The organism is Streptococcus dentapri, from assembly GCF_042649885.1.
Taxonomy (GTDB): domain Bacteria; phylum Bacillota; class Bacilli; order Lactobacillales; family Streptococcaceae; genus Streptococcus; species Streptococcus dentapri.
This window is the reverse complement of sequence record NZ_JBHSAC010000065.1, coordinates 1-24,355: the sequence shown is the minus strand read 5'-3', so window position 1 is coordinate 24,355 and position 24,355 is coordinate 1. Positions and strand designations below refer to the sequence as shown.

Annotated in this window: 22 protein-coding genes, 1 tRNA gene and 3 pseudogenes; 4 read left to right on the top strand and 22 right to left on the bottom strand. The window is 40.4% G+C overall.

Annotated elements, in window-relative coordinates; genetic code table 11:
- Nucleotides 1-126 precede the first annotated feature (126 nt).
- The 13 genes and pseudogenes from ACFOSE_RS07920 to ACFOSE_RS07860 all read right to left on the bottom strand — a co-directional run bounded on the left by ACFOSE_RS07920 (nt 127) and on the right by ACFOSE_RS07860 (nt 12,030).
- Nucleotides 127-1,101, bottom strand: coding sequence for a WYL domain-containing protein (locus ACFOSE_RS07920; protein ID WP_380432262.1), 975 nt, complete (start codon nt 1,099-1,101; stop codon nt 127-129).
- A 33-nt stretch (nt 1,102-1,134) separates the two neighbouring features.
- A pseudogene (locus ACFOSE_RS07915) lies at nt 1,135-2,232 on the bottom strand (ATP-binding protein).
- Nucleotides 2,233-2,447: 215 nt separating this feature from the next.
- Nucleotides 2,448-5,096 carry a valine--tRNA ligase gene (locus ACFOSE_RS07910; RefSeq protein WP_380432260.1) on the bottom strand — a complete coding sequence of 883 codons (2,649 nt, stop codon included), beginning with the start codon at nt 5,094-5,096 and terminating at the stop codon, nt 2,448-2,450.
- 1,099 nt (nt 5,097-6,195) lie between these two features.
- Nucleotides 6,196-6,810: an HD domain-containing protein gene (locus ACFOSE_RS07905; RefSeq protein ID WP_380432263.1), complete on the bottom strand. Its 615-nt coding sequence runs from the start codon at nt 6,808-6,810 to the stop codon at nt 6,196-6,198.
- Nucleotides 6,803-7,335, bottom strand: a pseudogene (locus tag ACFOSE_RS07900) (GNAT family N-acetyltransferase). The gene ACFOSE_RS07905 and the pseudogene ACFOSE_RS07900 overlap by 8 nt, the downstream one beginning before the upstream one ends.
- Nucleotides 7,336-7,646: 311 nt before the next feature.
- Nucleotides 7,647-7,988: a helix-hairpin-helix domain-containing protein gene (locus tag ACFOSE_RS07895; RefSeq protein ID WP_380432258.1), complete on the bottom strand. Its 342-nt coding sequence runs from the start codon at nt 7,986-7,988 to the stop codon at nt 7,647-7,649.
- Nucleotides 7,989-8,338: 350 nt separating this feature from the next.
- A complete protein-coding gene (locus ACFOSE_RS07890) occupies nt 8,339-8,593 on the bottom strand; it encodes a DUF1912 family protein (RefSeq protein ID WP_380432256.1) in 255 nt (84 codons plus the stop codon).
- Between the two features lie 41 nt (nt 8,594-8,634).
- On the bottom strand, nt 8,635-9,573 hold the full coding sequence (locus ACFOSE_RS07885; RefSeq protein WP_380432254.1) for an AEC family transporter: 939 nt from the start codon (nt 9,571-9,573) through the stop codon (nt 8,635-8,637).
- Nucleotides 9,574-9,639: 66 nt separating this feature from the next.
- Nucleotides 9,640-9,710: transfer RNA gene (locus tag ACFOSE_RS07880), tRNA-Thr, on the bottom strand.
- Between the two features lie 76 nt (nt 9,711-9,786).
- Nucleotides 9,787-10,179 carry a rhodanese-like domain-containing protein gene (locus ACFOSE_RS07875; protein WP_380432253.1) on the bottom strand — a complete coding sequence of 131 codons (393 nt, stop codon included), beginning with the start codon at nt 10,177-10,179 and terminating at the stop codon, nt 9,787-9,789.
- A gap of 19 nt (nt 10,180-10,198) precedes the next feature.
- The gene (locus tag ACFOSE_RS07870) at nt 10,199-11,164 is read right to left on the bottom strand and encodes an ROK family glucokinase (protein WP_380432252.1); all 966 of its coding nucleotides are present in this window, start codon (nt 11,162-11,164) and stop codon (nt 10,199-10,201) included.
- Entirely contained in the window at nt 11,157-11,384 is a 228-nt protein-coding gene (locus tag ACFOSE_RS07865) for a YqgQ family protein (protein WP_380432250.1), read from the bottom strand. Before ACFOSE_RS07865 ends, ACFOSE_RS07870 begins: the two co-directional genes overlap by 8 nt.
- A 121-nt stretch (nt 11,385-11,505) precedes the next feature.
- Nucleotides 11,506-12,030 carry a Dps family protein gene (locus ACFOSE_RS07860; RefSeq protein ID WP_380432249.1) on the bottom strand — a complete coding sequence of 175 codons (525 nt, stop codon included), beginning with the start codon at nt 12,028-12,030 and terminating at the stop codon, nt 11,506-11,508.
- 119 nt (nt 12,031-12,149) lie between these two features.
- Here ACFOSE_RS07860 and ACFOSE_RS07855 point away from each other — a divergent pair, with 119 nt between their 5' ends.
- Nucleotides 12,150-12,806, top strand: coding sequence for a prepilin peptidase (locus tag ACFOSE_RS07855; RefSeq protein WP_380432247.1), 657 nt, complete (start codon nt 12,150-12,152; stop codon nt 12,804-12,806).
- A gap of 22 nt (nt 12,807-12,828) precedes the next feature.
- On the opposite strand, the pseudogene ACFOSE_RS07850 reads toward ACFOSE_RS07855, so the two are convergent.
- The 9 genes and pseudogenes from ACFOSE_RS07850 to argF form a co-directional block, all read right to left on the bottom strand.
- Nucleotides 12,829-13,671 (bottom strand): annotated as a pseudogene (locus ACFOSE_RS07850) (NAD(P)H-hydrate dehydratase).
- The gene (locus tag ACFOSE_RS07845; RefSeq protein WP_380432245.1) at nt 13,668-14,525 is read right to left on the bottom strand and encodes a bifunctional methylenetetrahydrofolate dehydrogenase/methenyltetrahydrofolate cyclohydrolase; all 858 of its coding nucleotides are present in this window, start codon (nt 14,523-14,525) and stop codon (nt 13,668-13,670) included. The pseudogene ACFOSE_RS07850 and the gene ACFOSE_RS07845 overlap by 4 nt, the downstream one beginning before the upstream one ends.
- Before the next feature lie 88 nt (nt 14,526-14,613).
- Nucleotides 14,614-14,760 (bottom strand): FeoB-associated Cys-rich membrane protein, encoded by a 147-nt coding sequence (locus ACFOSE_RS07840; RefSeq protein ID WP_380432243.1) that lies wholly within the window; start codon nt 14,758-14,760, stop codon nt 14,614-14,616.
- A 14-nt stretch (nt 14,761-14,774) separates the two neighbouring features.
- A complete protein-coding gene (feoB, locus tag ACFOSE_RS07835) occupies nt 14,775-16,928 on the bottom strand; it encodes a ferrous iron transport protein B (RefSeq protein ID WP_380432241.1) in 2,154 nt (717 codons plus the stop codon).
- Nucleotides 16,929-16,940: 12 nt separating this feature from the next.
- Complete coding sequence (locus tag ACFOSE_RS07830) at nt 16,941-17,411, bottom strand: ferrous iron transport protein A (protein ID WP_380432240.1); 471 nt, start codon at nt 17,409-17,411, stop codon at nt 16,941-16,943.
- Nucleotides 17,412-17,911: 500 nt separating this feature from the next.
- Nucleotides 17,912-18,646, bottom strand: a complete 735-nt coding sequence (locus tag ACFOSE_RS07825) for an amino acid ABC transporter ATP-binding protein (RefSeq protein WP_380432238.1) — start codon at nt 18,644-18,646, stop codon at nt 17,912-17,914.
- Entirely contained in the window at nt 18,646-19,329 is a 684-nt protein-coding gene (locus ACFOSE_RS07820; RefSeq protein ID WP_380432236.1) for an amino acid ABC transporter permease, read from the bottom strand. The genes ACFOSE_RS07825 and ACFOSE_RS07820 overlap by 1 nt, the downstream gene beginning before the upstream one ends.
- 173 nt (nt 19,330-19,502) lie before the next feature.
- Entirely contained in the window at nt 19,503-19,733 is a 231-nt protein-coding gene (locus tag ACFOSE_RS07815; RefSeq protein WP_380432234.1) for a DUF1797 family protein, read from the bottom strand.
- A 94-nt stretch (nt 19,734-19,827) separates the two neighbouring features.
- Complete coding sequence (gene argF / locus ACFOSE_RS07810; RefSeq protein WP_380432232.1) at nt 19,828-20,802, bottom strand: ornithine carbamoyltransferase; 975 nt, start codon at nt 20,800-20,802, stop codon at nt 19,828-19,830.
- Nucleotides 20,803-21,033: 231 nt separating this feature from the next.
- On the opposite strand from argF, the gene ACFOSE_RS07805 reads away from it, so the two are divergent.
- From ACFOSE_RS07805 to ACFOSE_RS07795, 3 genes are all read left to right on the top strand, one after another.
- Nucleotides 21,034-23,304 carry an ATP-dependent Clp protease ATP-binding subunit gene (locus ACFOSE_RS07805; RefSeq protein WP_380432230.1) on the top strand — a complete coding sequence of 757 codons (2,271 nt, stop codon included), beginning with the start codon at nt 21,034-21,036 and terminating at the stop codon, nt 23,302-23,304.
- A 121-nt stretch (nt 23,305-23,425) separates the two neighbouring features.
- Nucleotides 23,426-23,878, top strand: coding sequence for an NUDIX hydrolase (locus ACFOSE_RS07800; protein ID WP_380432228.1), 453 nt, complete (start codon nt 23,426-23,428; stop codon nt 23,876-23,878).
- A gap of 66 nt (nt 23,879-23,944) precedes the next feature.
- Nucleotides 23,945-24,247, top strand: a complete 303-nt coding sequence (locus ACFOSE_RS07795) for a DUF1827 family protein (RefSeq protein ID WP_380432226.1) — start codon at nt 23,945-23,947, stop codon at nt 24,245-24,247.
- The last annotated feature ends 108 nt before the right edge of the window (nt 24,248-24,355 follow it).

Sequence of the window (24,355 nt, the reverse complement as noted above, 5' to 3'; positions counted from 1 at the left end):
GTATACTCCTAAACAGAGCAAAAAGCTCTTAGAAATGCAATTCCAAGAGCTTTGTCTTCAGTCTGAAGTACATAAAATATGTACTTCTATTTGAATCTTAAATGATATTTTCTGTATTAATCATAGTTATTTTTTTATGCTTTTTATCTTCAGAAATATAAAATCTCCATCGAAACGTTGAATATATTTCTGAAAACCAAATAAACTCAATGTTTCTATCTCATAGACAATACCATTTTCCAACTCATTAATGATTTTCAATTTTGGAATATCCGCCTCTAATATATCCCTAAATTTACCCGTATACTTAAACTGAATCTTTACCCATTTCTGATCAGAAAGCATTGAGAAAGTCTGGTATCGGACTTGTTCATCCTTAATAAGTTGTTTTTGCTCCTCTTCGGTTAGTGAAAAAGCGGAATTCACAATAGACTTGTGAATGGTTTTAAATCTATCCACTCGAAAATATCTTAATTCTTGGAGTTTGTATTGACTCTTAAAATTCTCATCTAATTTGTAAGAAATGCAGTAAAAATAATGACTATCAAAAATAACAGAAATCGGCAAAACAATATACTCTTCAACTTTGCTAGATGGCTTTGCATAGCTAAAAGCTAGTGGACGCTGGTCAACAATCGCATCAAAAATAGCGGAAATAGTCGGCAAAATAGATTGATTAGAGTCTTGATAAAACTTTAATTCCTGATAGCTATTGAGTTCAAACTGAGTTAATTTCTTAATTCTTGTACGTTCTTTATCATCAACTGCACGTTCCACAAAAATATTAATGATTTCAGAGACTTCATCTTTTCGTAAGGCTCGGCTCTCCAATAAAATTTTTGAGAGAATAACTGCTTGATTATACTTTAAATTTCCATACCCTTGTTCGTAGTACGCATAATAGCAAGCATATTTTCGTGAAAATTTGATATGCATGTTAGGGCGCAATTCTTTTAAATTGGCTTTCAGTTCACTAACATCTTCCTTCATTGTCCGATCGCTAATCTTGAACTTAGACAGATACGCATCCTTGTTTATCTGATTTCCCTTTTCCAGTTCAGACATAAAATAAAGTAATCGTTTCGTCTTTGACTCAACCATATCATTTAACCTCGCTATTTTCTTTTATGCAAATTATTCTACTACAAACATCCCAATTAATGCCATGGTATTATTGCTCCACTCCAACCCTTCATACTCTAAGATAGAATCGCTTAGACGCGGCAAAGTTAGGGAAATATAACCATATTCTGATGTGTTGATGAGACCTTTGCGTTTGAGGCGTTCACGATATACAGACATGAGACTTGGAGTAAAATTGAGACTTCCCCTAAGATCCTTTACACGAGTTTTTGACTGCTTAGACAAGGCTTTCAAGACTTTTTTATCTTGAACTGAAAGTTCGGACCATATTTTTTGATAGACATAGCCCTGTAGGGCTTCATCATAAGCTTCAAGCAAGGCTTTACGATTGTCTAAATAGTCTCGATTCTTCCAGCAGAGATAGCCTAGAGTTTGGAAAGCAAAGGAATAACCAGCAGTCAGATTGGCTATATTGATTGCCTTTTCATCGGTAAGATTAAAAATTTCACGATAACGCTTTTTGATAGAAATCTTATCCAGTGGAGCTAGATCCAGTCTAGGCGAACGGTAAAGAAAGGTGAGCGTTGCATCATTCTGCAACTCATAAATATTTTCATATAATCCTGTCATAAGGAGAAAAATAGGATAGTCTTCACGTATCAAGAGCTGAAAACTACTGGTAAAAATCTTAATATTTTCAGTCTTCGTTACTTCATCTATAGTGACAAGAACTTTTTTGCCCAATAATTTGACTTGGGTCAACATCTTCTCCAGTGCAACCTCAATATCATTGATCAGAGATACATTCTCAATAGCTGCACCTACCCCAAATAAAGTAAGATTAAACTTAGCTTTGATAAATAGCTGATGGAGTTCCGGAACATCATAAAGTTTGGCAACTAAACTCTCAAGTAAGTCACGATTAGGATTAAGATTGATAACAATCCAGTCACCAGACTCCCTTGAACTATTGGCAATAGTCGTCATAGTTACTGTCTTTCCAGATCCACGTACACCCGTTATAAGATAGGATTAGAAGGCGGAGTTTTCTTCATTAAAATCATTTATAATTGACTGAATCTCAGATGCTCGAGAAATAAAGGTATGAGGATGTTTCCCAAAGCCTAATGTAAAAGGATTAGCTGCCATTTTAATTCTCCTTATATTGAGATATTAAGCGAATCTAATTGCATAGAATCATAAGCATATTCACAAAGATACGACAGAGACTTGTTATCTAAGGAAATTGACTTTTTGCACATTTCGCTATCCATGTTTAATTATATAACTTTTTCCAAATTTAAGGTGATTATCCATAAATCAAACCCCATGCTCGTTTTGAACATGGGATTAATAAGCTAATTTTATTTTTCTAACTTCTCCATCTCTTCAATCCTTGCTACTGTCGCGTCGTATTTGGCTTGGTAGTCAGCTTGTTTGTCGCGTTCTTTTTGGACGATTTCTGGTTTGGCGTTGGCGACGAATTTTTCGTTGCTGAGTTTCTTGGCGACCATGTCCAGTTCTTTCTGCCATTTGGCGAGTTCTTTGTTGAGGCGGGCTAATTCTTCTTCGACATTGAGCAGGTCGGCCAGTGGTAGGAAGATTTCTGCGCCCGTGATGACGCTTGACATAGCTAGTTCTGGGGCAGCAATAGCTGAGCTGATTTCCAAATGTTCTGGATTAGTGAAGCGTTTGATGTAGTTAATATTAGCCTTAAAGAAGTTTTCCAAATCGCTGTCGCTTGTTTTAACAAGGATAGTGATAGGCTTGCTTGGTGCTACGTTGACTTCGCTACGTGCGTTACGAACAGCGCGGATCAGGTCTTTAAGACTTTCCACGCCAGAATGCGCAGCGGTATTTTCAAACGCAGGATTAACGGTTGGGTAGGCGGCAGTCACGATAGAGCCTTCTGAGATTTGACCGAAGATTTCTTCCGTCACGAAAGGCATGATTGGGTGGAGAAGACGCAGGATTTTGTCCAAAGTGTAGAGGAGGACAGAGCGGGTGACGACTTTTTCGTCTTCGTTGTCGCTGTAGAGGACCTCCTTGGTCAATTCCACATACCAGTCGGCAAACTCATCCCAGATGAAGTTGTAAAGGATATGACCAGCCACACCAAATTCAAATTTATCAAAGTTTTCAGTAACTTTGGCAATGGTTTCGTTGAGGTTGTGGAGAATCCAGCGGTCAGTCACGTTGCCAGCTGTGCTATTAACAACCTTGTCCACATTGGCTGCTGCTTGGTCAAGGCTAAGGCCTTCATTATTCATGAGAATGTAACGAGAAATATTCCAAATCTTGTTAATGAAGTTCCAGGCAGCGTCCATCTTTTCGTAAGAGAAACGCACATCTTGTCCCGGCGCAGAACCGTTTGAAAGGAACCAGCGCAGAGCGTCAGCACCGTATTTGTCAACAACATCCATGGGATCAATACCATTGCCGAGGGATTTGGACATCTTGCGGCCTTGTTCGTCACGAATGAGACCGTGGATAAGAACATTCTGGAAGGGACGGCGGCCAGTGAATTCCAAAGATTGGAAAATCATCCGAGATACCCAGAAGAAGATGATGTCGTAGCCAGTTACCAGAGTTGAAGTTGGGAAATACCGTTTGAAGTCAGCCGCATCTTCATCTGGCCAGCCCATGGTTGAAAATGGCCAGAGAGCAGAGCTAAACCAAGTATCAAGGACATCTTCGTCTTGTGTCCAGCCGTCGCCTTCCAGTGCTTCTTCTCCAACATACATCTCACCATCCGCATTGTACCAAGCAGGGATTTGATGCCCCCACCAGAGCTGACGGGAAATTACCCAGTCGTGGACATTTTCCATCCATTGGAGGAAAGTATCGTTGAAACGCGGTGGATAGAACTCTACCTTGTCATCAGTGTCTTGGTTGGCAATGGCGTTCTTAGCCAGCTCGTCCATCTTGACGAACCACTGGGTGGACAGGCGAGGTTCAACTGGAACACCTGTACGTTCTGAGTGACCGACTGAATGGGTCATTTTTTCAATATTGACAAGAGCACCGATTTCCTCTAATTTAGCAACCGTTGCCTTGCGGGCCTCAAAACGATCCATACCAGCAAATTCACCAGCAAGTTCGTTCATCGTACCGTCATCATTCATAACATTGACTTGAGGAAGATTATGACGTTGACCAACTAAGAAGTCATTGGGGTCATGGGCAGGCGTGATTTTAACGACACCTGTTCCAAATTCTGGGTCCGCATGTTCGTCGGCTACGATCGGAATGGGTTTGTTAACGATTGGCAGGATAACATTCTTACCAATCAGGCCTTTGTAGCGATCATCATTTGGATTGACAGCGACAGCCGTATCCCCAAACATGGTCTCTGGACGCGTGGTAGCGACTTCTAAGCTACACGAGCCATCTTCCAACATATAGTTCATATGGTAGAAAGCACCTTCAACGTCCTTGTGGATGACTTCGATGTCAGACAAAGCTGTGCGGGCCTTAGGATCCCAGTTGATGATAAATTCACCGCGGTAGATCCAGCCCTTTTTATAGAGTTCTACAAAAACCTTGCGGACCGCTTTGGACAAGCCTTTATCAAGTGTAAAACGTTCCCGCGAATAATCAACAGAAATTCCCATCTTGCCCCATTGTTCCTTGATGGTTGCCGCATACTCGTCCTTCCACTCCCAGACTTTATCAAGGAATTTTTCACGACCAAGGTCGTAACGTGAGATACCATCTTCAGCAAGACGCGCCTCAACTTTTGCTTGTGTTGCAATCCCCGCATGGTCCATACCCGGCAGCCAGAGGGTATCAAAACCCTGCATGCGCTTCTGGCGGATGATGATGTCTTGAAGAGTCGTGTCCCAGGCGTGTCCCAGGTGCAATTTCCCCGTCACATTTGGCGGTGGAATAACGATAGAGTAAGGATGAGCTTTCTTATCGCCAGAAGGCTTGAAAACATACTCATCAAGCCAGTTCTGGTAGCGACCAGCTTCTACTTCCGCTGGATTGTATTTTGGTGAAAGTTGTGTCATTTTAGTTCTCCTTTGATTTCTATTGTTTTTTCTTTGTAACACTTGATATGTAGCAATAAATTTTTTCCATTTAGGAAGTTTAATAAGTTCATTGATATTTTTCTTTGTTGTAAACTTTTTATGTAATCTAGCAATTAATAAGACACTAATACCAAGTAATCCTGATATTATAATAACACCTAAGAATACATATGTTTTTATAACACCTTTGGTAAATAAATCATTCAGCTCTTTGTTTTTCGTAATCCAAACTTCAATAAAGGGAGCCTGTTATTAATGAAATGTAAAGTAGTAAAGTAAAAATATAGCCTAAAAATTTGTTAAATTGCCAACTAGATTTTAGAGAATAGGGAATTTTAACGCCTTTCTTTTTTCCATTTCTCAAAAATATAATAAATTCCTCAGAATTTATATAATTCCACAATATTAATATTCCAGATATCAATGCCCATTGTTTAATGGAAAATGCTCCCATAAATAATATTGCCAAAGTTGTTATAGAAAATAATAGTACTATTGCTACAAGATTAATACTTAGTAAAACTCTAGTTAACTCTATCAGTGAATAGAAAAAGATAACTGCCACTACCCATAATATTAGGGAACGAAATTGCGATATCAAATTTAAATTATTTAATAATAAGACAATTACTAGTGAAAAAGTAATAATATTGAGAATATAAAATAAGCATTTCCCAATAAGTTTAAATTGTTTTTTTAAATGAGAATTCTCCCTTAAATCTTTTAGGGTAAAACATATAGATATTAAATACTGAACTAATTCCTAGTATTACTATATCGATATAGAATAACGGCGATAACGGAGGGGTGTTTAACAGAAAGAGGAGAGATAACATAAATAACAGCGAAAAGAGAAGCTTTTTATTATTCTTACAAAATTTAAATATCTTCATTTTTATTTTTCCTTCTCATCCTCTCTTCATCATGTCATAAATCAAGTTTATATAACATATATGCAATTGTATTATATCATTTATTCATCTGGCCTCTTTACTGAACTATTCGATTTTTCCGAACAGTTCACCTCATGCAAATTTTGCACGAGTTCCTACCTCTCCCTCTCCCACTCGGCGTAGAACTACTCGAGGTAGGTTTGCATGAACCGGTGGCGGCCTTGGGCTAGGCGTTTGCCCTCAGCGGTGTTCATGAGATCTTTGAGTTTGAGGAGTTTTTCGTAGAAGTGCATGATGGCGGTGTCCTCGCCTTTGCGGTAATCCTCTAGGGTTAGGTGCTCCCGCGGCTTCATGCTGGGGTCATGAATCAGTCTGCCTTTATTGCCAGAATAGGCAAAAGTCCTCGCAATCCCGATAGCTCCGATAGCATCCAGTCTGTCGGCATCTTGGACGACCTTACCTTCTAAACTGAGGTCAGCGCTGTTGTGACCTCCCTTGTAGGAAATGCCTGTCATAATGCTTGTAATCTCTGCAATCTGCTCCTGGCTCAATCCTTGCTGGCTGAGAAAATTCCTCACTTCAGCCAGAGACTTTTTTTCATCAAAGAGCTTGCTGTCGGCCATATCGTGCAGGAGCGCAGCCATTTCACAGATAAAGAGGTTTGCTTTTTCTTCTCTTGCAATGGTTAAAGCAGTTTTAGCCACGCGCACAATATGCCACCAATCGTGGCCGCTGGCCTCAGCAGTCAGAGTTTCTTTTACAAATTGGCGCGTGTTTGTAAGAATCTGTTCCTTATCCACGTCCATGCTGAGCCTCCCATTCTGACTTCAAAAGTCCATAGCGTAAGTCTGAGCAGCGATTTCCCAAGGCATCGCGACGGTCGCGAATAGCTGCTTCAAGGGTGAAACCAAGCTTTTCAGCAATGCGACAGCTAGCCTGATTATAATCAACGCTTGTGCAGGTCAAGAAACGTGAAGGACAGCTCCACAAGGGTAGTTACCGCTTCGGTCATAAGCCCCTGATTTCAATAATTCGGATGCAGAGTATCGCTGATTTCAAAGATATCATCTGCGTGATGGTGGTTGAAATCAACTGAACCCGCTACTTTATTCCCACCTTTTAGGGTAATGCCATAGCCAGAGGGCAGCTGCAGATCTGCCTGACTTTTAGGTAGAATAGGTCCCAAATAATAGGTCTCATCCTCAACCGTCTCAACCGGTGGAAAGCCTTCTGGATAAGCAACTTCGGCCAAACTGGCATAAAGCAAAGATGTCCTTGGCAGCTGCAGAAATCCGCTGACATAAAAATAGGCAATCGATTTTCATAGCTGATAAAATAGTATTTTCGATGTCTCAGGATTGTATCATATTAGGGGTTCTATTTTGCGACTAAAAAAGTCCCTATCACTAAGACAGGGACGAATCTCTCCGCGGTACCACCCAAGTTCGGGCTAGTAAACTGCTTTAGCCAGTGGCTGGCTGAAGCTTGTTCACAATTAAGCACCCGCTACTTTTTATTATCAATTTTACTAGATCAGCAACCCATACTGTCATCTGTGCGGATTTCCCAGCGACTACCACTTTCTGTAACAGATCTATCACAGTATTCCTCTGACTAGTGATTTCAAACAGCCCCCTTAGCCTTTGAGGCTAACGCCGTTTTCTTGCAATTTTTTAACAGTTGCTGGACCGATACCCTTGAGTCCAAGGAGATCTTTTTCTGTCCAAGCAGCAAAATCAGCTGCTGAATGAATACCAGCTTCGTAAAGCGTTTCAACCAAGTTAGCACGAACATCAGCGACCTCTTTAAGAGCTGAGAATTCTTCCTGTGAAAGCTGAGCAGTTACTGTTTTTGGTGCGCTAGTTTTAGGCGCTTTTTTAGCAGGAACTGCTGTTGTTTGACTAAGTTGAGACTTTAACAAACCTTGGCGTTTCATTTGTAATTTCAAGGCTTTTTTGCGATTTTTTTGTTTCGACATTTTTCACTCCAAAAGCTTTTTTACCATTATAGCAAGTTCTTTCCAAAAAATAAACACCAAATTGCATAGAATTGCGATTTCTAAAGGTTTCTTTATCATTTGTAAATAAGTATCTCCATATTTAAGCTCAGCAAGCTAGGGCAAGTGACAATAGAACCAACACATTTTTTCTTTGATAGATTACTTAAGCAGAGCGTCCGTTCTATCTATTTTACAGTCACATGACTAACTTTTAAGGCTAGCTTTGTTAGTTTCTGATGCTTAACTTGACCTTATTATTTGATTTTCAATAAATTAACTATTAAAGTGTCAGTGAAATTATGAGATGCGGTTTCCAAACGACTCCGTCTTTAATAATTTCGCTTACCCAACAGGCCATCAGGTAAATCATGAAAACTCTTCTGTTGATGATAGTTGGCAAATTTCCCTTGCAGAAATTTATAAGCATCCAGCCGACTTTCGTAGCGAATAGCTGCTTCTTTAGCGCTTTTATCCTTGTCTTCCTGCCAGACTTTCTGGCTAGCCTTGAGGGCTCCCTCATTAACTAAGACTTGACTGTTAATCCATTCTTCAAATTCCTGTAAAAATTCTTGTTCGTAAGTCATATTACTCCTTCCTTTCTCGTAACTGTCTCATTGTACCATATTTAGTTCAAGAGAACTACCAAGAGTGGGACAACTAGAACTGTTGCTAGGGTTGTCTCCGTCACCATGATGGCAGCGTAATCCGAATCCGCCCCGTACAGTCTGGCAATAACCGGGGCATTGGTCATAACCGGCATGGCAGACTGAATGACAAAGACCTGTTTCATCAATAAAGGCATGGTTGTTGGCATGACAATCAAGGCCATCAAAAGCGGTGCCAGCATAAAGCGGCCCAGTAAAATCAAAAGATTGTCCTTGCCGAACTGCAATTTACCCAATCCTGCCTTAGAAATTGATAGACCAATGAAAATCATGGACAAAGGAATAGTGATATTGCCGATATAGGTCAAATCGGTCATCAGAAATTGTGGCAGCTTAATCTTCAACAAGACTAAGACGATACCGATCATGAAACCATAAAGAGGAGGGGAAAATAGTTTTTTAAGATTAGTTTTCCAATCAAAATCCTGCCCTGCTCGACCATCGCGCTGGATGAGGTAAACGCCAATAGTCCAGAAAAAGAGGGTATTGCACATATAATAAATGAGCACATAAGTAATACTAGTATCGCCAAACAGAGCTTGATTGATAGGCAGACCTACAAAGACAGTATTAGAATTGAAAAACATAGAAGTAAAAAGACCACGATGAGACTTCTTAATTCGGAAGAGTTGACCAATAGCTAAAGCGAGCACCAGTAATAAAAACATGGATAGGGCCGGAAAGCGAAGCTGAGGCAGCATCTTGCGCAAATCATCGGCTGAAAATTTACTGATGATAGTCTGAATCATGTAGCAGGGCAGACCGATTTGGGTCACCAGTCGAGCTATTAAGCTGGCCGCTTCATCATTAAACCACTGCCGCTCTGCTAAGACATAGCCTATCAGCACCATTACCAAAATTATCAAAATACCTGAAATACTGCTCATAAAAATTGTCATTATATGCTCCATTATAGCCTATCAAAGCCCATAGAAAAAGACCTGCTCCTGCAAGTCTTTCAAATTTGCCACCACCGAGAATCGAACTCGGAACGGAGCATTACCATTGCTCTATTATACCATTTAACTACAGCGGCTACCTAACTATAATATCATAGTCGCTAGGTCATGGCAAGACTTATATTTGGAAAAATTTGAAAATGAGATTGAACTTTACTTGGTCTTTCCATCCCAATTTTCAAAACCACCCTCCAGAATATAGACTTCCGTAAAGCCTGCCTTTTTTAAAATCAAGCTCACTTTCCCAACCGACTGACCACGGAAGTTATCATAAAGAAGGACGGGCTTATCTTTGCGAAGGGCTGATAGAGAGTCCTTGAATTGCTGGAGCTGAAAATTCCTAGCTCCTAAAATATGGCTCCTTTGAAAGGTTGTTGAACTTCGAACATCGATGATTTGTCCATTGTGCATCAGCTCTTGAAATTGGCTGTTACTGATAAATTTTGCGGAGCGACGAATCCGTAGATACTGCCAGATGAACCAGCCTAAAAAGGCGATAATGATTAGAGCAATCAAAATCCAACCCATAAGATTTGCTTGTGACATTGATTATTAGAACTCCTTACTATTGAAATTGACGAGCAAGACTGGCTGCACCGATGATGCCAGCGTCATTACCCAATTCAGCCAATTTAATTTTAGTTGAGGGTTTAACGGTAGGAAAAGCAAATTGAAGGAAATATTTCTCCACGCGGCTGCGCAAAAATTCACCTGCTGCCGATACACCGCCACCCAAAACAAGGGCATCTGGATTGAGACTGTTGCCCAGATTAGCAGCTGTCAGACCAAGGTAAAAGGCTACTTTTTCAACAACTGAATCGGCAAAACGATCGCCTGCTTCTGCTTCAACAAAGATATCCTTGCTGGTGATATTTTCACCATTATCAACAGCTGCCTTAATAAGGGAATCACCTTCGTAGCTTTCAGCCATGAGACGAGCGACCCGTACAATACCGGTTGCCGAAGCGACGGTTTCCAGACAGCCTTTATTACCACAAGTACATTCAAAACCATTATATGGATCAATATTAATATGACCAATTTCACCCGCCGCTCCAGCAACCCCATGAATAAGATTACCAGCAGCAATGACACCGCCGCCAACGCCGGTCCCCAAGGTGATCAGGACAACATCAGGATTATTGCCACCAGCACCAGTCCATGCTTCCCCTAAGGCAGCAACATTGGCATCATTGTCAATAGCAAAAGGGATACCTAGTTCGTTTTCAATGGCTGAACCTACTTCTTGCGTTTTAGCCCAATTAAGGTTGAAAGCTCCGGTCACTGTTTTCTTATCGCGGTCAACCGTCCCTGGCGATCCCATACCAATACCAATAAAATCTTCACTAGTCAGCTGATAGAGGTCCAAACGATGTTTAAGCGAGGCAACAATATCGGGCACAATATGCTTACCATCTTCTAAAATATTAGTTTCAATAGACCATTTTTCCTGCACTTGACCATCTAGAGTCAAAATTCCAAATTTAATAGTTGTGCCACCAAGGTCGATTCCCAAAAGTTTTTTAGCCATGATCTGTCCTGTCCTTTTTCTCTATTACTTCTTTCTCCAGACGGTGTTCACGTCGCAAAACCAGTTCTGCCATCAAATAGTCCTCTTTTTCGAGCAGGCCGTTTTGATAGAGATGTGCAAGTTCAATCTTCATCATTTCAATATCATAGAGGCGCTTACCGAGATAGACGACTATGCCAAAACGTTTGAGCAACTGTTGAACATCGTAGAGAGTTTTCATAACAGAATTGTAACAAAAAAGCCCTGTGCTTTCAAGATAATTCGTAAACGCTTTCTGAAAAATAGTCTGTGGGGGTAACGATATAAAAAAACTAGGACATAAGCCCTAGCCTTCGATTCTATTATAAGCCTGGTGCTTGCCCAATTTCTGCTTGGAGCATCCAGATTGTTTTTTCAACCTCTGCTTGAGCGGAGGTGAAGAGGTCATTTGAAGGAGCATCTCCTTCTTCATCGGTAACATCGAGACCCACTTGATAGAGTTGATCCAAATACTTATAGACCTCTACCAAACGTACTAGGCGTTCTGTCATTGTTTTAGACCAGGTACCTTTTTCTTCAGTAAGCTTTGAAGCTTGATCAAATTCACTCAGGGTTGAGTATGGGGCTCCTCCTATAGTAATGAGACGTTCACTGATTTCATCCAGATTAGCATTAATAGTATCCATAAGCTCATCCATCTTAGGATGAAGATATAAGAAACCTGCTCCGCGCATATACCAGTGTGTTTGATGAACAATAGAGTAGGCTTTTGACAAGTCAGCCACCGCTTGATTGAGGACAGCCTTTGTTTTAGCACGAGGATCCGTAGCTTGAGCATCAGCTTGTTGTTTAACACTTGTATAAATATTTTCAGTAACATTTACCATAATATAGTCTCCTTTGCTAGCCATCTTTAATTAGAATGATTCTTATTTGATGACAAACTAATTATAGTCTTATAGGGTATAAAATGCAAGAATTTGACTCGTTTTTCGGATAAAAAGATATGGATAAGTTACTCATTTTTTTCTTAGGAGCTAGTCTAGGCTCTTTCATCGGCTTGGTGGTTGATAGGTTCCCAGAAGCTTCTATCATAAAGCCCCGAAGTCACTGTAATCACTGCCAGCAAATCCTAGCAAGCAGAGATTTGATTCCGATTGTTTCTCAGATTTTCAATCGCTTTTCCTGCCGTTTCTGTGGCGTAAGAACACCGCTAACTTACTGCCTCTTGGAGGCAAGCTGTGGTCTTAGCCTGTTACTGGGCTGGCTTGGAATACTAAATTGGACACAAGTTTTTCTGCTTCTCTTAAGCCTAACACTCAGCCTCTATGACCTCAAATCTCATGAATACCCGCTAATTATTGTCATCTTAGCAGGGCTAGTCTTGCTGCCGTTTTATCCAATCAATAGTCCCTCGCTCTGTCTATTTCTTTTGGGTCTTCTCGCCCAACTCTTCTCATTTGGCATAGGAGCTGGTGATTTTTATTACCTAGCTCTTCTAGCCTTGACACTGGATTTCAGATCAACAATCTGGCTGCTTCAAATGGGCAGTCTATTAGCTATCTTTTTCTTTCTCAAAACAAAAAGGAGAAAAAAAGCACTGGCCTTTCTTCCTTTTCTTAGTTTAGCTTATATGTTAGAGCTGATTTTGATGATGACTTGAAAAATTTTATACTCTTCCAGAGTCATCTTTCTATCTCACTCATTTCCTTCATCACTCTTGTAAGCTCTGCGCTGATGCGCGTCGGTAAGACAACGTAGGTCTCTTTTGATAATCGTTCTGCAATATAAGAGTGTAGAAAAACGGCACTAGCAACAATGTCAAAGAGGGGGGAATGAAATTGGGCGACAAAACCGGCTACCATACCCGCCAAGGTATCTCCCATACCACCAGTTGCCTGATAGGGACCTCCTACTTGAATTTGACCGACTTTCTTATCCTGATAAATCTTGGTTTGATAGGATTTAGCAACTAGTACCGTTCCTTTAGGGAACTTCCCCAAAGCAGCCTGAGTTCGCTCTTGGTTTTGTTCAGAAATGGCAAGGCCCGATAATCGCTCCCACTCTTTTTGGTGGGGCGTCAGAATGATCTTAGCAGTCGGCCAAGAAATCCTTTATTTTTGCGACAATAAATCCAAGGCCGAACCGTCAATGACTAAAGTCTGATTAGAGCTGGCTGTAGCCAGCAGTAAATCCAGCGTTCCTTGCGCTAATGGGCTCTTTCCTAACCCAGGCCCAATTAAAATGAGGTCGGCAGCCTGCATTTGTTGGATGAGTTGCTCTCGCTCTGCCATATCAAAGGCCATGGCTTCCGGTAGGTGGGAATGCAGGGCAGTAATGTTAGAGCTATCAGTAGCCACTGTAACTAAACCGGCACCACTATTGACTGCAGCCAGAGCTGACATGATGATGGCACCACCGTAGGGGTAAAGGCCGCCGATTAGAAGCAGACGCCCAAAAGTCCCCTTATGACTGTTAAGAGGACGAGGTTGAATAATTTTTTGCGCTAGATGCTCATCAATAATCATAATTCTACACTTCTTAAGGCTGCTTGATAAGTTTGCTCCAAAAGCATGGTAATGGTCATAGGACCAACACCACCGGGAACAGGGGTGATTAGATTAGCAAGAGGAGCCACTCGCTCAAAGTTGACATCCCCTATCAATTTACCATTGTCATCACGATTCATACCGACATCAATGACAACTCCTCCTTCTTTAACGAAATCCTCTGTCACAAAATTAGCCTGACCGATAGCAACAATCAGGATATCAGCGCGCTTACAAACACTAGCAAGATGGCGCGTACGGGAATGCGTCAGAGTAACCGTTGCATTTTTATCTAGGAGCAATTGGGCCATGGGCTTACCGACAATGTTTGAACGACCAATGATGACGACATTCTTCCCTTCCAAATCAACTTCATATTCATGTAATATTTCCATGATACCAGCGGGCGTGCAGGGAACCATGAGTGGACGCCCCGACCAGAGGTGACCAGTATTCATTGGATGGAAGCCATCCACATCCTTATGTGGATCAATAGCCAAAATAACACGTTTATCATTGATATGACTAGGTAGCGGAAGCTGAACCAAGATTCCATGATAGGAGGGATCTTGATTATATTTGGCAATGATCTCCAAGAGCTCCTCTTCGCTGATAGAATCAGATAAACGGACCGTCTCACTTTTAAATCCTGCCGTAAGCGCCGAGCGTTCTTTATTACGAACGTAGATCTGACTTGCAGGATTATCGCCAACAAGAATCACTACCAAGCCTGGGACAATCCCATGCTCAATCTCCAGTTTTTTGACCTTTTCAGCTAATTGCAGTTGCATTTTTTGGGCCAAAGCTTTACCATCAATTAATTTTTCTGCCATAACATCTCTCTTTTTATTATCTATTTCTTCTATTATATCAAAAAAGCTCAGGAAAGGCTTCCTGAGTTGATTTTTACGACTTTAAATTTTAATCTAACTTCTTTGCGTGCTGCATTTCATCCTTAATAGGACAAGCGCAATCGCAATCTCCACAAGACCCTTTCTGCTTAATATAGTGCCGTATTCCCATCAACACTGCTAAAATAATTAAAGTTGCTATAATAATCGTTGACATCTTATAACCTCCTCTTATTGTCCTTGGGCTAAAGGTAAATTTTCCAAGGTGATAACTTCATCTTTTATGCGACGAGGCTTTCTCGCAATAAAGTAGATGACTAAAGCGCTCAACAGTAGAGCTAGAGCTGTCCAAATCGAAAATTCCTCACCATAGAAAAGCACTAAACCAAGCTGGTAAATTACCAGACTCACCAGATAGGCGATCCCTGTTTGGAAACCAATAGCCAGCAAGGTCCATTTGAGATTGCCCATTTCACGTCTAATCGCTCCAATAGCAGCAAAACAAGGAGCACAGAGTAGATTAAAGGTCAAAAAGGAGTAGGCGGCTAGGGCCGTATAATCTCTCTGAAGACTGAGCCAAAGCGAATGACTGGTTTCAGTGGCATTCGGATTATGATAGAGGATTCCGAAGGTCGCAACAACCGTTTCTTTAGCAGCCAGACCAGTGATTGCCGCCACCGTCGCCTCCCAATTTCCGAAACCAAGCGGTATAAATACCCAAGCCAAGAGCCGACCGAGATCGGCCAAGATACTATTTTCTGTCGGAACAGCCTGCAACATAAAGTTATAAGAACTCATGAACCAGATGATAACGGTCAAACTGAAGATGATGGTACCCGCACGCTTGACAAAACTCTTAGCCTTATCAAAAGCATAACGCAAAACGGCATTGATTTTGGGCAGATGATAGCTTGGTAGTTCCATGATAAAGGGACTAGTATAGCCACCTAAAAAACAGGTTTTCTTCAGGGCAATTCCAGATAAGATGATGGCCAGCATTCCCATGAAATAGGTACTTGGAGCAATCCAGGGATTGTCTGGGAAGAAAGCCCCAGCAATCAAGGCGATAATCGATAATTTAGCCGAACAAGGCATGAAAGTCGTCGTCATAATCGTGATTCGACGATCCCTTTCATTTTCAATAGTACGGCTGGCCATAATTCCAGGAACCCCACAGCCGGTTGAAATCAGCATAGGAATAAATGATTTGCCAGACAGACCAAAACGCCTGAAAATACGATCCATCACAAAGGCAATTCGGCTCATATAACCAATATCTTCCAAAATTCCCAGACAGATGAAGAGAACAAAAATCTGGGGTAAAAAGCCTAAGACAGTTCCTACACCTGCAACGATTCCATCCACTATCAGGGCCTGGAGCCAATCTTCTACTTTTAAGGTTTCCAAGAGCCCCCTAACAACATCAGGAACATATTGACCAAAGAGGACATCATTGACCCAATCCGTTCCCATGGTTCCTACAGTTTGGATAGAGAGGTAATAAACCATCATCATGACTGCAGCAAAGATAGGTAGGGCTAAAATACGATTAGTCACCACCCTATCAATTTTATCAGACAGGGTCATTTTAAAATCATCTTCTTGACTTTGAGCCATTTGACTGACGCGTTCAATGAAAGCATAACGCTGATTGATGACGATGGATTCAGAGTCCTCTGTAAAGACCTCCTCTGTAATCTTAATAATCTCATCAATTTCTTTTTCTTGAAAAGAAGACAGGTTTACCTCTTCTTGTACCAAACGATCGCGTTCAAAGAGCTTAATGGCATAAAAGCGGCTAGAGTCAGCTGGTACAGTTTGCCCCAAAACATCAATAATTTGAGCAAGGGCTGCTTCAAACTTGGCATCATAAGTAGGATATTGAATCTGATCAACACTAGCTTTGGTTGTTTGGCTGGCTTTCTTCACAGCCTTATCAACACCGGTATTTTTCAAAGCACTAGTGGCAAGAACTGGAACTCCTAGCTGATAGGCAAGCTTTTCACTGCTGATTGCTTTCCCTCGACGCTTAAGAATATCACTCATATTCAAAGCAAGAGTCACAGGAATCCCTGTTTCAATCAATTGCGTCGTTAGATAGAGATTGCGCTCCAGATTTGTTGCATCAACAACATTCAAAATAGCATCACTCTGATTACTCAACAAATAATCACGCGCTATCTTTTCCTCAGGACTATAAGGAGACAGAGAATAAATCCCTGGCAAATCCTGAACGCTCACACCTTTAAGCTTTTTTACCTGACCGCTCTTACGTTCAACCGTAACGCCGGGCCAGTTTCCTACATATTGATTGGTACCAGTTAGGAGATTAAACAAACTGGTTTTTCCACTGTTGGGATTTCCAATAAGGGCTATTTCAGTCATTTTGCTTCCTTTCTAGTCATCCATTTTAACAACACTAATCATCTGGGCTTCCGATTTTCTCAAAGTCAGCTCATAACCACGTAGACAAATCTCAATCGGATCACCTAAAGGAGCTACTTTTCTTAGGTAGATTTTGGTATGCCGTGTCAGCCCCATATCCATCAAACGACGCTTGGTTTCATTCATGGCATAAATATTCTCAATGTAGGCTGCTTCTCCTACCTCTAGCTCAGACAAGGGAAGAGCCCGCACCTGATCTTCTTCTCCACTTTCACGAACATCAATATTAGCCAAAATAGAAGCATCCAGCGCGAGCCGATTCGATTTTAAGAGAATGATAGCGCTCATTTTTGTCTTGGAAATGACCTCAAGATGACTTCCAATTTTCACTCCTAGATTTGAAAGATGTCGCACACTATCTGCTGGTAAATTGATACTAGCAATTTGATAAGGAATATTGGTTTTGGCTTCTTGTAAAATCAATATGCAATCTCCTTTTAATCGATGTTACTAAGAATCTCTTGCCCTCATTATAGCACACAAATGGCCTGAATTTTAGGGATTTTAAAAGATTGGAATCATTCCAAAAAATAGTTATTTGGGCATGAAAAAAGCCAAGTTGTTTTGGCTTCTTATATCTATATTTATATCTCCTTGATAACTGAATTAGAATGATTCTTTGACTTATCTCTATAATAAAGATGATCTTGTGCTTTTAGCAAGTTGATAACTATAATATTGTGCAAACTATTAATAATGCTTATTTCTTTTACAGATCTATTAACTGACAAATAGACAATCTGGCCTATTAGGCTCAAAATAATAAGAGTATTAATATAGTCATATTTTTTCCTTTTTCTCTAAAGCAATCCATAAGTAAAATGTAAAAAAGAAGAGCAGACCAAACCCAAAAAATCGAAAATTTTTGGCTTCTTGTCCCACTCTCTTCATCTATCTAATTAATTCATAAATGCTATAAATTTTTATAGCACTTTTCCTAAGAAATCTTTAGTCCGTTCTTCCTTGGTCTCTTCAAAGACCTGTTTAGGGCTACCTTCTTCAACGATGACACCACCATCCATAAAGATGACGCGATCAGCTACTTCACGAGCGAAGCCCATTTCATGCGTTACAATAACCATGGTCATCCCTGACTTGGCTAAGTCTTGAATAACAGCCAAAACTTCTCCAACCATCTCAGGGTCAAGAGCTGACGTAGGTTCGTCAAACAAGAGAACATCCGGATCCATAGCCAAACCACGAGCAATGGCGATACGCTGTTGCTGACCACCTGAAAGACTAGTTGGATTAGTCTTAGCCTTGTCTTTCAAGCCCACTTTTTCTAGGAGCGAATAGGCCTTTTTCTCAGCCTGAGCTTTTGACATCCCCTTGACCTTGATGGGAGATAAGGTAATATTCTCTAAAACAGTCATATTAGGAAAAAGATTGAATTGTTGGAAAACCATCCCCATCTTTTCGCGCATTTTGAAAATATCATTTTTCTTATCTGTGATATCAACACCTTCAAAACTGATGGTCCCCTTAGTGGGAACTTCCAGCAAATTCATAGCGCGCAGGAAGGTCGATTTACCAGATCCTGAAGGACCGATGATGGCAACGACTTCTCCTTTTTGAATATCTAAATCAATTCCTTTGAGAACTTCATTTTTACCAAAATATTTATGCAGATTTTTAATACTAATCATTGTATCTGTCATTATTTTTGTCCTTTCCCAAGATGATTCTCAAGTAGCTTTTGACCACCGGTTAAAATAGTCGTCAACATGAGGTAGTAGAACGCTGCGAACAAGAGTGGTTCTAATGGAATATAAGTTGTTGTCAAGACCGTTTGGGCACCGTTCCAGAGTTCCATAATTCCAATTGTTTGAAGCAGAGAACTATCCTTGATGATTGTAATAAATTCATTACCCAGAGCTGGTAAAATATTTTTGAAAGCTTGTGGAAGAACAACATAACGCATGGTCTTAAAAGGTTTGATTCCTAAAGAATAAGCGGCTTCTGTCTGTCCCTTGGGAACAGCTTCAATTCCTGCGCGAACAATTTCGGAAATATAAGCACCACTATTCAAAGATAGAATAATAACTCCTGGAAGCAAACGAGAAAAGTCTAAATCAACAGTCCCAAAACCGATGACTGGCGCATCAGTAAAATCCATCCATAAAAAGGCAATCATAATCTGAACCACCATAGGTGTTCCTCGGAAGATCCATACGTACAGTCTAACCAACCAATCTAAAACCTTGATATTAGAACGTTTTGCTAGGGCTACCAGAATTCCCAAAATTGTCCCAAAAAAGACCACACAGAGTGAAATCATGATAGTAACAATAACACCATAGTTAAAGTAACCCCAATATTTAGGTAAAAATGAAAAATCCACTAGTTTTCTCCTTAAAATAATTCTTGTTTATTATAGCAAAAAATGCATAATAATACAAATCCAATTTATAATAAAAGATTCCACTGTCATAGACAAAACTAATTAGTTAAAAACGCTTACTGAGCTAAACCATATAAATAAACGCCGAGCTAAGCAATAGCTCGGCGTCTTTATTAGTAAAGAAGATCGTAAATTTCCATAGCAATCAAATCAATACTGTCAAAAGTGTAGGTTTCACGAGATTGAACATCACGCAAGGTAAACACTGGACCATTTTCAGGATCGTTAGCAAACGAAACTTCAGCGACAACAACTCCATCACGCTCAAAATTGCGTTTTAAATTGCCTTCGTCTGTTGTCATTAACTCAAGACGGTTAATGATTCTCACCAAATGTGACTCCATGTTAGTTTCTCCTATAATGTTTTAATCATCCTTATTTTATCATAAAGTAAGAAAATGGTATAGATGAAAGCCATAAATTGCTCTATTTTCTAAATTATTCCTCTTGGAAGGAATTGTACATAATGGCCTTGATAGAATGCATACGGTTCTCTGCTTCCTGAAAAATGATTGAACTGTATTTTTGGAAGACTTCATCTGTTATCTCCAATTCGCTATAACCGTATTTCTCATAAATGTCTTTACCAATTTCGGTATTCAAATCATGAAAAGCTGGAAGACAGTGCATAACAATCACATCAGGATTGCCGGTTAAACTAATCAGATTTTGATTGATCTGATAAGGTAGGAGTAAATCTATGCGCTCTTTAAAGTCAACTCCTTCTCCCATAGACACCCAGACATCTGTATAGATCATGTTGACCCCTTTAACGCCTGCAATATCATCGGTAATGGTTAAACTAGCACCAGTATTATGCTGATGAGCTAGATCAACAATATCTTTCTGGGGCTGCAGACTTTTTGGTGCAATGATGGTGCAGTTTACCCCAAGTATGGCCGAAGTTACTAAGAGCGAATTGGCCATATTATTACGACCGTCACCAATATAGGCAATACTAAGATCATCCAGACTACCAAATACCTCGGTCAAGGTAAGAAAATCAGCAATCATCTGAGTAGGATGCCAAGTATCCGTCAAACCGTTCCAAACCGGAACCCCTGAGTATTTGCTCAGAATTTCCACATCTTCCTGTTTAAAACCGCGGTACTCAATACCATCAAACATGCTACCTAAAACCTTGGCTGTATCTACTATTGATTCTTTTTTACCCAGCTGTATTTCCCCCGCCCCAAGATAGGTGACATTCATCCCCAGATCTTGGCCAGCCACAGTAAAGGCAGAGCGAGTACGAGTTGACGTTTTTTCAAAAATTAGGGCAATATTCTTTCCTTCTAAATATTTATGAGCTACCTTATCCTTTTTTAATTGCTTGAACTTAGCTGATAAAGCAAGCAAATTCAACAAGTCCTTCTTCGTAAAATCTATCTCTTTTAAAAATGATTTGACCATAAATTTCCTCTGTTTCCTGTATTTTTATACAGTTATTCTATAATATTTTATCAAATTGTCAAGAATAATCTGTATTTTATTCAAAAAAACACTTCTATTAGCACTCTCTTCTTCTTTCTGCTAAAATGTCAATCTTTTTACTTGATTTCTATAGTATGAGTGTTATAATAACATCATAGACTTTGACCTTTATTGACTATAGGTCAATAAGTCAAGATTGGAGGTTTTCCTATGTTATGTCAAAATTGTAAGCTAAATGATGCAAGCATACATCTCTATACAAATGTCAATGGGCAGCAAAAACAAATTGATCTCTGCCAAAATTGCTATCAAATTATGAAAGCAGATCCTGAAAATTTGCTCAATAATACTCAAACCAATCAATCAATGGACTCATTTTTTGATGATTTCTTTGGTGATTTGAATAATTTCCGAGCCTTTAATCAAGATCTCCCAAACTCCCCCCAAACACAAGCCGGCCACAACGGTGGAGATATGGGTAATAATGGTGGCGGTAACAATCGTCGTCGCAATCCCGAACAACAAGCTCCACAGCAGCCACAAGGCCTCTTAGAGGAGTTCGGTATCAATATCACCGATATTGCCCGCCGTGGGGATATCGACCCTGTTATCGGTCGCGATCAAGAAATCGTTCGAGTCATTGAAATCCTGAACCGTAGAACCAAAAACAATCCTGTCCTCATCGGTGAGCCTGGTGTTGGTAAAACAGCTGTTGTTGAAGGTCTAGCCCAAAAGATTGTTGACGGCAATGTTCCACAAAAATTGCAGGACAAGCAAGTCATTCGTCTGGATGTCGTCAGCTTGGTTCAAGGTACAGGTATCCGTGGCCAGTTTGAAGAACGCATGCAAAAATTGATGGAAGAAATTCGTCAACGTCAAGATGTTATTCTCTTTATTGATGAAATCCATGAAATCGTCGGTGCCGGTGGTACAACAGATGGCAGCATGGATGCAGGTAACATTTTAAAACCAGCCCTCGCTCGTGGCGAACTACAATTAGTCGGTGCTACTACGCTCAATGAATACCGCATCATTGAAAAAGATGCCGCCTTAGAACGTCGGATGCAACCGGTTAAGGTTGATGAGCCTTCTGTTGAAGAAACAATCACTATTTTACATGGTATTCAACCTAAATATCAGGACTACCACCATGTTAAATATACTGATGAAGCTATTGAAGCCGCTGCAATTCTTTCCAACCGTTACATTCAAGATCGATTCTTGCCTGACAAGGCCATCGATCTACTAGACGAAGCTGGTTCTCGGATGAATCTGACCTTAAATTTTGTGGATCCTAAAGAGATTGATAAGCGGCTGATTGAAGCTGAAAATCTCAAAGCTCAGGCAACACGAGAAGAAGACTTTGAAAAAGCTGCTTATTTCCGCGATCAAATTGCTAAATTTAAGGAAATGCAGTCCCAGCAACTGACCGAACAAGAAATTCCTATAATTACCGAAAAAAATATTGAAGCCATCGTAGAAGAAAAAACCAATATTCCAGTCGGTGATTTGAAAGAAAAGGAGCAATCACAACTGATCCATCTGGCCGATGACCTCAAGGCTCATGTCATCGGCCAAGATGCAGCCGTTGATAAGATTGCCAAGGCCATTCGCCGTAACCGTGTTGGCCTCGGTGCACCTAACCGGCCAATCGGTAGCTTCCTCTTTGTTGGTCCTACCGGTGTCGGTAAAACGGAACTTTCCAAACAGTTAGCTATCGAGCTCTTTGGTTCAGCCGATAACATGATTCGCTTTGACATGTCTGAATACATGGAAAAGCACGCGGTTGCTAAGCTAGTTGGTGCCCCTCCAGGATATGTCGGCTATGAAGAAGCCGGTCAGTTGACCGAGCAGGTTCGCCGTAATCCATATTCGCTCATCCTCTTGGATGAAGTTGAAAAAGCCCATCCAGATGTTATGCACATGTTCTTGCAGGTTCTTGATGATGGTCGCTTGACTGATGGGCAGGGGCGTACTGTCAGCTTCAAAGATACCATTATCATTATGACCTCAAATGCTGGTACCGGCAAGGCAGAAGCATCAGTTGGTTTCGGGGCAGTCCGTGAAGGTCGTACCAACTCTGTTCTTGGTGAGCTAAGTAATTTCTTCAGCCCAGAATTTATGAACCGCTTCGACGGTATTATCGAATTCCAAGCACTTAGCAAAGAAAATCTGCTCAACATTGTAAAACTTATGCTAGACGATGTTAATCAACGTCTAGCAACCAACGGACTTCACTTAGATGTCACAGATAAGGTAAAAGAAAAACTGGTTGACCTTGGTTATGATCCTAAGATGGGAGCTCGTCCTCTGCGACGGACCATTCAAGAATATATCGAAGATGCCATCACAGACTTCTATCTGGATAATCCAAATGAAAAAAATTTCAAAGCCGTTATGACTTCAAATGGGCATATCACCATCAAGACAGCCAAAAAATCGGAAGTTCTTCCCAAAGAAGAAACTTCCCTAGCGGAATAATGATAATAGGGCTAGGCAGGTGCCTATCCCTATTTATTATTGCTTCTTTCTTAAAATTAGTATCAAGATCTTGAAAGTTTGGTATAATAGAGGACAAGAAAGACAAAATTGAGGACATATTATGACACATCCGACATTCGGTGTAAAAATTAATAGCAAAGACTATGTCAGCCGTTATGGCGTTTATGCAGTTATTCCTAATCAAGATCAAACCCAAATCATTTTAGTTCAGGCTCCCAATGGAGCTTGGTTTCTGCCCGGTGGAGAAATTGAAGCTGGCGAGAATCATATGGAGGCTCTCACGCGCGAACTCCTTGAAGAACTCGGTTTCACAGCCCAAGTTGGAGTATTTTATGGGCAGGCTGATGAATACTTCTACTCCAGCCATCGTGATACCTATTTCTATAATCCTGCCTATATCTATGAAGTGACCAGCTATACTGAGGTAGACCAACCATTGGAAGATTTTAATAATCTGGCCTGGTTTTCTGTCGATCAAGCTATTGTTAAATTAAAGCGTGATAGTCACAAGTGGGGTATTGAGGAATGGAAAAAATCTCATAAAAAACGATAAGCGCTCGTTATTTTCACAAGAATCGTGCTATAATGTTAATATGCAAACCTGATAAGGAGGTTTTTCATGAGACTTATAAATACAACAAGCAGCCATCCCGGTCTTGTCCGCAACCAACTGCGCAATACTGATGCTAAGTTGGTAGAAGTCTATTCGGCTGGGAATAGTGATGTTATTTTTTCAAAAGCACCTGGTCATTATGAACTCTTGATTACTAATCGTCATCGTGCGATTAAAGATGAAGAAATCGAAACAATCCGTGAATTCTTTTTCAAGCGTAAGATTGACCCAGAAATTGTTATTCCTGATCAGATCAAGTCCAGTCATACGGAAAAATTGTTTGAAATTTCAATTCCAACAACAGTTTAAATAAGATAAAAAATTCAGCACTTAAGTGCTGAATTTCAGACCGAAGACAAACTTCTTTTTGGAGGTTTGTCTTTTTTGGTGTCTCTTATCTTTAAGATGAAAAATGGA

Coding starts and splice junctions, on each gene's coding strand:
- ACFOSE_RS07890 (WP_380432256.1), bottom strand. CDS start 8,593: ATGACTTACGAACAAGAATTTTTACAGGAATTTGAAGAATGGATTAAC.
- ACFOSE_RS07860 (WP_380432249.1), bottom strand. CDS start 12,030: ATGGTAAATGTTACTGAAAATATTTATACAAGTGTTAAACAACAAGCT.
- feoB (WP_380432241.1), bottom strand. CDS start 16,928: ATGACTGAAATAGCCCTTATTGGAAATCCCAACAGTGGAAAAACCAGT.
- ACFOSE_RS07895 (WP_380432258.1), bottom strand. CDS start 7,988: ATGTCGAAACAAAAAAATCGCAAAAAAGCCTTGAAATTACAAATGAAA.
- ACFOSE_RS07920 (WP_380432262.1), bottom strand. CDS start 1,101: ATGGTTGAGTCAAAGACGAAACGATTACTTTATTTTATGTCTGAACTG.
- ACFOSE_RS07870 (WP_380432252.1), bottom strand. CDS start 11,164: ATGGCTAAAAAACTTTTGGGAATCGACCTTGGTGGCACAACTATTAAA.
- ACFOSE_RS07875 (WP_380432253.1), bottom strand. CDS start 10,179: ATGTCACAAGCAAATCTTATGGGTTGGATTTTGATTGCTCTAATCATT.
- ACFOSE_RS07805 (WP_380432230.1), top strand. CDS start 21,034: ATGTTATGTCAAAATTGTAAGCTAAATGATGCAAGCATACATCTCTAT.
- argF (WP_380432232.1), bottom strand. CDS start 20,802: ATGGTCAAATCATTTTTAAAAGAGATAGATTTTACGAAGAAGGACTTG.
- ACFOSE_RS07910 (WP_380432260.1), bottom strand. CDS start 5,096: ATGACACAACTTTCACCAAAATACAATCCAGCGGAAGTAGAAGCTGGT.
- ACFOSE_RS07845 (WP_380432245.1), bottom strand. CDS start 14,525: ATGGCAGAAAAATTAATTGATGGTAAAGCTTTGGCCCAAAAAATGCAA.
- ACFOSE_RS07865 (WP_380432250.1), bottom strand. CDS start 11,384: ATGAAAACTCTCTACGATGTTCAACAGTTGCTCAAACGTTTTGGCATA.
- ACFOSE_RS07825 (WP_380432238.1), bottom strand. CDS start 18,646: ATGACAGATACAATGATTAGTATTAAAAATCTGCATAAATATTTTGGT.
- ACFOSE_RS07855 (WP_380432247.1), top strand. CDS start 12,150: ATGGATAAGTTACTCATTTTTTTCTTAGGAGCTAGTCTAGGCTCTTTC.
- ACFOSE_RS07795 (WP_380432226.1), top strand. CDS start 23,945: ATGAGACTTATAAATACAACAAGCAGCCATCCCGGTCTTGTCCGCAAC.
- ACFOSE_RS07800 (WP_380432228.1), top strand. CDS start 23,426: ATGACACATCCGACATTCGGTGTAAAAATTAATAGCAAAGACTATGTC.
- ACFOSE_RS07815 (WP_380432234.1), bottom strand. CDS start 19,733: ATGGAGTCACATTTGGTGAGAATCATTAACCGTCTTGAGTTAATGACA.
- ACFOSE_RS07885 (WP_380432254.1), bottom strand. CDS start 9,573: ATGACAATTTTTATGAGCAGTATTTCAGGTATTTTGATAATTTTGGTA.
- ACFOSE_RS07840 (WP_380432243.1), bottom strand. CDS start 14,760: ATGTCAACGATTATTATAGCAACTTTAATTATTTTAGCAGTGTTGATG.